A 7,293-nucleotide genomic window follows, 5' to 3' on the forward strand; every position below is an offset into this window, starting at 1 on the left:
TACTTGTTTTATGGATTCCTTTTGATATTTTAGGTAAATAGTATACTACGAAGACACCAACTATTAATAAAAATAAAGCAATAATTATTACCAATGTTTTCATCTCCTCATAATTTAAATCAAACTGTCATACAAAAGTTCTATGCCATTGTAAAGTTTACGGTAGTATATACTATTTATTAAAAAAAGAGGAAGTGATTATTAACATGAATAAGTATATTTTTGAATCTGAACGATTAATTTTAAGGGTCTTTGAACCTGAAGATGTTAAATACCTTGAAAGAATCTGGGGAGATGAAGAGGTAATGGGACTCTGTGCAGGTGCCACTCCTCATGAGATGCTCCCTAAAGTAATAGAATACTATGCAAGGTGCCAGGAAGAAAAAGGACTATCTGTTTACGCGGTTGTAGAAAAGGTTTCAGGGATTGTCATCGGAACAGCAGGCTTTAATGTTAAGGATTCCTTAGAAAAAGTGGAATTGATTTATCATTTTGCAAAATCTTACTGGGGAAGGGGGTATGCGTCTGAAGCCGGTTCGGCATGTGTAGATGTGGCGAAGTCTAATAATTCTGCCCTTTGCTTATTTGCTTCTGCTGATCCAACAAACAAAAGCTCACTGAGGATATTGGAGAAGATAGGGTTTGAATTCAAAGGACTCCAATGGTTTGATGATACCAATCAAGAAGAACCATACTACGAAATGGTGATTAAAGATAAAAATTCCGATATAATGAACAAAAATTAGGATAGCAAATATACATGTGACAGTGTAAAATAATCTCAAATCAATTTGATTTAATTTCTGTTAACAGGGGGAAATGCACGCAAATACAATACAGTTGACTATCGTTGCACAGGTTCAGGTTATTTTTTCAGAATATTAATAACACGATAAAAGAGGTTGATGTTAGTTGGCGATGGATACAAAAGATTTAACTGTTAAGGAACAGACTATTTTCCCTCATGTTGGCAATAAAATAAAAACAGAAGATAGAGAGATTGCGATCATTGCACGTATGGAAGAGCCGCTGATTGTGGTGCTTGCAAATGTACTCAGCGATGAGGAATGTGATGCACTGATTCAATTGTCCAAGGATAAGATGAAACGTTCGAAAGTTGCTAATGGTATGGAAGTGGATGCTATTAGGACAAGCAGCAGTACTTTTTTCCAAGAAGGCGAAAATGAGCTGGTGGCTAGGATTGAAAAAAGAGTTTCGCAGATTATGAATGTACCTGTGGAACATGGGGAAGGTTTACAAATCCTGAACTATCAAGTAGGACAGGAATACAAGGCACATTTTGATTTCTTCAAGTCTTCAAACAAGCCGGTAAGCAATCCCCGAATCAGTACGCTTGTCATGTACTTGAATGATGTGGAAGAAGGCGGAGAAACGTATTTTCCTAAGCTCACATTCTCTGTTTCTCCTCAAAAGGGAATGGCCGTTTATTTTGAGTATTTTTATGACGATCAAGAATTGAATGAGTTGACGTTACATGGAGGCTCTCCTGTGGTGGTTGGGGATAAATGGGCGGCCACGCAGTGGATGAGAAGGAAGAAATACTAGAATTGGGAACGCTAATCTCTTGGGAGGTTAGCGTTATTTGCATTTTTGGGAGGATTGTAGGGAAAATGGGGCTTCCTTGAAGCGTTATTTTCCATTACACGAGTTTTATTTTCCGAAACAGACACTTTATTTTCCGTTACGGAAATATACGAGCCAAATCTCGCAACTTATTTTCCAGTTCAAGGATTTACGAGCCGTTCGACAAACTCTCAGAAAATTCGACACACACCTCGTAAACTTATCCCCCATCCTATACGTCATATAAATAAACAGAAAAGGACTGATACGAAATGGATTACATCACTCACCTAAGATCAATGGTAGGCAACGAAAAAGTAATTATGGTGGTTGCGGGAGCCTTTGTTTTTGATGAAGAAGGAAAGCTGCTATTACAACAACGTTCAGATAATGCACAATGGGGGCTGCCAGGAGGTTTCATGGAACTTGGAGAAAATATACGTGAAACTGCACGAAGAGAAGTCCAAGAGGAAACCGGTCTCCACTTAGAACAACTCGAGCATCTAGTTATCATGGATGACCTTCTGACAAAAAAGAGCCTCCCGATCGTTAAATGAAGATAAGGGGATGAAAAGGAATGCCTATATCAGATTACTATCGTAAGTTACGTCAAAAAGTGGGGACCGACCTTTTGCTTCTCCCGAGTGTTGCCGCAGTCATCAGAAACGATAAGTCGGAAATTTTGTTTCAATATCCTAGGAACAGTGATGACTGGAGTCTGCCAGCTGGTGCGATTGAGCCTGGAGAGTCGCCAGCGGAAGCGGTAGTTAGAGAAGTCCGGGAAGAGACAGGGCTCGAGGTAGAACCAATAAATATAATTGGTGTTTTTGGAGGAAAGGAATTTCGACACGCCTACGCAAATGGTGATCAAGTAGAATATCAAGTAACAGTATATGAATGCAAAATAATCAGTGGTACCTTGGAATCGGTGGATGGAGAGTCGGAGAAATTAAAATATTTTGAAGAAGACAATATCCCAAAACTCGCGTTGCCCTATCCAGAAAGGGTATTTAAAAAAATGTGTGAGAGATATGCATAAATTTTACATAGCATCAAGCTTGGGCAATATAGAAAAAGTACGAGAAGTGAGTAAACGTCTCAAAGATAAAGGCTTCATCCATACCTATGATTGGACTAAAAATGAGCGCGCCGCTACTTTGAAAGAGCTAAAAGAAATAGGCGAGAAGGAACTTATTGCGGTGTTAGAGGCGGACTTTCTGATTGTCTTATTGCCTGGGGGAAAAGGCAGTCATATAGAATTTGGGATTGCCCTTGGTCAAGGTAAGAAAATATTTTTGTATTCACAGAATGATGATATAAATAACGTTGAAACGACCAGCACTTTTTATCATCTAGACAACGTAGAGAAGATTGTGGGGACTGTTGAAGATCTGTTGGAGAGAGTAAGTCTAGAAAAGGAGTGAACCAATTTGCAAGATTTTATTATAGTTGTTGTTATACTCTGTATTATCGCAAGCCCCGTCATGTTATTCCTAATAGGTCAAAAAAAAATCGGCTATATTAATCTATTCACCGTTGCTCTTTTTTTGGCGACTTGGATAACGGCTTTAGCGAGAGGGAATGAGTTTAATTGGAATATCATCACATTTCTATGGGTAATATCCTTACTAATATCTACTCTATTTCTACTAGTGGTATCTGGATTTATTTTCTTTAAAGTGGCTCCGGAAATTAATCATGTCCTGTTACCGCTGATCATTTTGGCTGTTTTAGTTATAAGTGCCCTTATGATAAGATACGAAATTTTTCTTGATGTTTTTATATTCTTCGAAATTATCCTTGTATACCTTACACCTATGTTTCTCTTCACTATTTTAGTCATCGGAGCTTTCCAATACGACCGAGGAGTGGGCAGGTAAAAAGCGTAATCTCTCATTCTATTTATTTCCATAAATACGTCACATCTTCTAACTAACCCACCACCTCTTATTTAGTAAAATAAGGATATAAAGATAAATCCTAACATACGAAAAGAGGAGATATGGTTGGAAGCTAAGCTTAATTCCAGTAAATTTTTATTCTATTTTTTCGGTGGATATTTGTTTTTAATGGTGACGCTTATCTTTTTTTCTTCGTCTGCAGATATTTCCGGTGGAGGAAGCAAAAATGATATCGTACCATCCTTTCAAGAAGGGATGGCGCATACGGAGAAGAAGAATGAAGAAAAAGCAAATAAAGAGCTATTATGGGATGTGCCAAATCACATTGCTGCACCAATTCTAATTATGGCATCCATACTCGATATTGTCATAATCCTCCTTTGGGCACGTAACGAAAACAGAAAACGGGAGGCTCAAGAAGCTGGTATTATCCCAGTGAAGAAAAGATGGACGGATAGTAAATGGTTTTGGAATCTCATAGCATTGGGTGTTGTACAACCCAAAAATGGTAGGATTGTTGTAAACTGGCGTAATTTAATCGCTGCAGGAATACTGTTGACCGTTTTGAAATTTGCTATCTTAGACCAACTGTAAAAGCTTGAAGGTAGAGTGGAGTTATTGTCTCTACTTTCAAGTTTTTCTTTTGTTAGCAACACAGCAGTATACAGGTTGCAAATTCTTCCCTAGGTTTTATCACTAAATACAAAAATGGATTGAATTTACAGATAGTATTTGAAATAATCAGAATAATAATACTGGTAAGGAGTGACTTTTATTGAAAGGGAAAAAGATGAAAGAACCCGTTATCAAAGATCTGAATCTATTAAAACTAACAGGGTTCCGGGTATTATGCGCAGGGAAAGACTATCCAGTTAAAATACCTAACGCTTCAAAGCTACTTGAATCACGCTTGTCTGAAATTAAGAACGTGAAGAATAAAGATATTCAGTTTGGGGCTTTCCTTGTAGATACCCTTTCACAAGAGGAAGACGGGTATTGGGTGGCAGTTGAAGTGGAAGAGTTTGAAGATACACCTGATGGGATGGTCACGCTGACAATTCCTGCACAAAGGTATGCAGCAACAAAGTATGAGGGACCTACCTCTGGCATTTTCAATGCGTATGACGAGTTACATAGCTGGGCGGCAGAGCAGGGGTACAAACGACTTAAAAACAAATGGCATCTGGAAATCTTTGAATCATGGGGAGACCCTAATCATATAGTAGTTGATTTATTAGATACCATTGAATAAAGGAGGCCGCTGAAATGACAGAGAGATTATGGAGAGTGGGAACAACGTATATCCCAGTTGCAGATGTTGAAGCTTCTGCCAATTGGTATATAAGTAAGTTAGGAGCGGAATTGAGTTATCAGGATCAGGACAAAGCGATCATCAACCTTGCAGACCAAAGTATGTTTCTTGTAAAAGCAGAGGAAGGGCAAACTTCGAATTTTACGGATGCAAACGGGCAGGTGCGCTTCTCTTTAACATTTGAAGTAGATGGTTTGAGCGCATTAGAGAATATACAACATGATTTTGTTAAGCAAGGAATCAAGGTAGGTGAAATAGAAAACAGAGGGCATGCCGGAAGAAATTTTGTGTTTGAAGATCTTAATGGGAATAAGTTTGATGTGTGGAGCGAGCTGAGTGTAAAGTTTAAAGAAAAATACTTAAAGCAACGATAATGGTTCAAGACATGTTTTCTAACGGTAGAATGTATTGACCAACTTATATAGAGGAGTGAACTCATATGACTAATAATACTACTAGTGAAAAGAGTCTATCATCAGAACAAATGGATGAATTAATATCCGTTTTAAAGAAGCGGTTTGAGAAAAACTTGCATCGTCATGAGGAGCTCGAATGGGATCAAGTACAAGCGAAGCTGGAAAGTAATGCGGAAAAGCTTTGGCCCCTCTCCGAAATGGAACGTACCTCAGGAGAGCCTGATGTCATCAATTATGATAAAGAAACAGATGAGTACCTATTTTGCGATTGCTCAAAAGAAAGTCCAAAGGGGCGCAGGAGTGTTTGTTACGATCGAGAAGCACTTGAAGCAAGAAAGAAGTTTAAGCCAGAAAATAGCGCAATGGACATGACAAATGATATGGGAATCGAAATGTTAACAGAAGAACAATATAGAGAATTACAAAAGCTTGGTGAATTCGATTTAAAGACATCCAGCTGGGTGCAAACACCCGAGGAAATTAGAAAGCTTGGCGGTGCATTATTCTGCGATCGTCGCTTTAATCACGTTTTCGTGTATCACAATGGAGCTGATTCTTATTATGGTGCAAGGGGATTTCGTGGGTTGCTAAGGGTATAAAAAATGAAATTTTAAAAGACGTGCAAGGTACAAATCTTTTGCGTCTTTTATTTTTTTATAATAAATTGGAAACTTTTTCATTTTCAACTCGTATATAGAAAAAAAGAATACACAACAAGAAGTAAGGAGGCATTACATATTTATTGAAAACAATAGTCAGCAAGATATTAATAGTAGTAAGTATACCGCTACTTTTCGTTCTCTGGTTTTATAATCATAAAGTAATAAATGGAGATTATTCTAAACTAACAATTAAAATGCCAAATGAAGGTGTCGCTGTTATTGAGGAGAAAGAACGCATCGAAGAAATCATTCATGCCATTAATAACAGTCCACGAAATTTCGGTACAGATAAACCTTGGCACAACTATGAACTAGCTAGTCTTATTTTTGAAAATGATAGAGGAGAGAGCAAAGCGGTTCATTATTTTACAGAGAACCAAAATATAAAGATTAGGTTTGGTGAGATTGATACGAGTCTAGTGTTTGAGGATTTTCAGGGGAGTGGGATCGCAACAGAAGCTGTGATAAATGACGTTCAGGAAAAAGTGACACTAGAACATGGAACGGTGGAAACATATAGCATTAATGGTCAAACCTTTGAAATTATTCCTTATCATCAACCTTACTTAGATTTTATAGATGAACTTGAAGGGACACAAGGTAATCGGGAGGGTCTGTTTTCAACCTATGTCGTTAAACCTTTTAGTAAAGAGCTATATGGACATGAATATTACGGTGAGGAAGATCCGTTCTACGTTGCTCCAGTCAATACGGATATAATGAAAGAAATGATAATACAGCTGGATGAGCAGTATGAGGAGATTAGTAGATTAATAAAAGAAGGGTTAGAAGACTCCACCGCTTTACTGACCGGTACAGAAAAGGTCAGAATCTACCTTCAGCCACACAGCCCGGATTTTAATTACTTAGAGATGGGAGGAGTTTTGGCATTTGCGGCAGATAAGGATGTCATGGTCCTGCAAATTGATCCGAGGAAATATACGGAAAAAAGCATTAAACAAACTATTGCACACGAATTCCATCATGTAGTAACCATGGAAGTTTCCGACTGGTCCTTTCGGAAGCACCATCTCTTAGACAGGGTAATCATGGAGGGGAAGGCAGACACTTTTGGAAAAATGGTGTACCCGGACTATGATGTTGCATGGATTGAACCTTTAAGTCCTGAATCAACTAATATTGTTTGGAGCTTTATTGAAGAAAACAAAGGCTCTTATGACATGGGAAATTTGACCATGCTTCATATGGGTCACCCTTCTTCGGGGATTCCTAAATGGTCTAATTACAGAATTGGTTATCGGATTATGGAAGATTTTTTGGAGGGGAATCCCGAGGTTACTCTAGAGGAATGGACGGAGATGAGAGCGGATGAGATTTTGGAGTTAAGTGAATTTGGAGCGGGAGAGTAGACAGAAGACAGAGCTAGGGGGTATAGAGCTGTTCTCTACCCCCTAAAA

General features: G+C 38.3%; 11 protein-coding genes. All 11 read left to right on the forward strand.

What is annotated here, in order from left to right; all coding sequences use genetic code 11:
* The first annotated feature begins 206 nt into the window (after positions 1–206).
* The 11 genes from AAV98_RS18345 (at position 207) to AAV98_RS18395 (ending at position 7,245) form a co-directional block, all read left to right on the forward strand.
* Positions 207–746, forward strand: a complete 540-nt coding sequence (locus AAV98_RS18345; protein WP_060666961.1) for a GNAT family N-acetyltransferase — start codon at positions 207–209, stop codon at positions 744–746.
* A 172-nt stretch (positions 747–918) separates the two neighbouring features.
* Positions 919–1,566 carry a 2OG-Fe(II) oxygenase gene (locus AAV98_RS18350; protein ID WP_060666971.1) on the forward strand — a complete coding sequence of 216 codons (648 nt, stop codon included), beginning with the start codon at positions 919–921 and terminating at the stop codon, positions 1,564–1,566.
* Positions 1,567–1,856: 290 nt separating this feature from the next.
* Positions 1,857–2,141 (forward strand): NUDIX domain-containing protein, encoded by a 285-nt coding sequence (locus tag AAV98_RS18355; protein WP_082380953.1) that lies wholly within the window; start codon positions 1,857–1,859, stop codon positions 2,139–2,141.
* Between the two features lie 20 nt (positions 2,142–2,161).
* Entirely contained in the window at positions 2,162–2,623 is a 462-nt protein-coding gene (locus AAV98_RS18360; protein ID WP_060666962.1) for an NUDIX domain-containing protein, read from the forward strand.
* Positions 2,616–3,008 (forward strand): nucleoside 2-deoxyribosyltransferase, encoded by a 393-nt coding sequence (locus AAV98_RS18365; RefSeq protein ID WP_060666963.1) that lies wholly within the window; start codon positions 2,616–2,618, stop codon positions 3,006–3,008. Before AAV98_RS18360 ends, AAV98_RS18365 begins: the two co-directional genes overlap by 8 nt.
* 6 nt (positions 3,009–3,014) lie before the next feature.
* A complete protein-coding gene (locus tag AAV98_RS18370; RefSeq protein ID WP_060666964.1) occupies positions 3,015–3,464 on the forward strand; it encodes a hypothetical protein in 450 nt (149 codons plus the stop codon).
* 126 nt (positions 3,465–3,590) lie between these two features.
* Entirely contained in the window at positions 3,591–4,079 is a 489-nt protein-coding gene (locus tag AAV98_RS18375; protein WP_060666965.1) for a hypothetical protein, read from the forward strand.
* Between the two features lie 181 nt (positions 4,080–4,260).
* Positions 4,261–4,737 (forward strand): GyrI-like domain-containing protein, encoded by a 477-nt coding sequence (locus tag AAV98_RS18380; RefSeq protein ID WP_082380954.1) that lies wholly within the window; start codon positions 4,261–4,263, stop codon positions 4,735–4,737.
* 14 nt (positions 4,738–4,751) lie between these two features.
* Positions 4,752–5,171: a VOC family protein gene (locus AAV98_RS18385; RefSeq protein WP_060666966.1), complete on the forward strand. Its 420-nt coding sequence runs from the start codon at positions 4,752–4,754 to the stop codon at positions 5,169–5,171.
* Positions 5,172–5,236: 65 nt separating this feature from the next.
* Entirely contained in the window at positions 5,237–5,812 is a 576-nt protein-coding gene (locus tag AAV98_RS18390) for a DUF4256 domain-containing protein (RefSeq protein WP_060666967.1), read from the forward strand.
* Positions 5,813–5,955: 143 nt separating this feature from the next.
* Positions 5,956–7,245, forward strand: coding sequence for a DUF2268 domain-containing protein (locus tag AAV98_RS18395; protein WP_060666968.1), 1,290 nt, complete (start codon positions 5,956–5,958; stop codon positions 7,243–7,245).
* The last annotated feature ends 48 nt before the right edge of the window (positions 7,246–7,293 follow it).

It is taken from the genome of Bacillus sp. CHD6a, from assembly GCF_001293645.1.
Classification (GTDB): Bacteria; Bacillota; Bacilli; order Bacillales; family Bacillaceae_I; genus Sutcliffiella_A.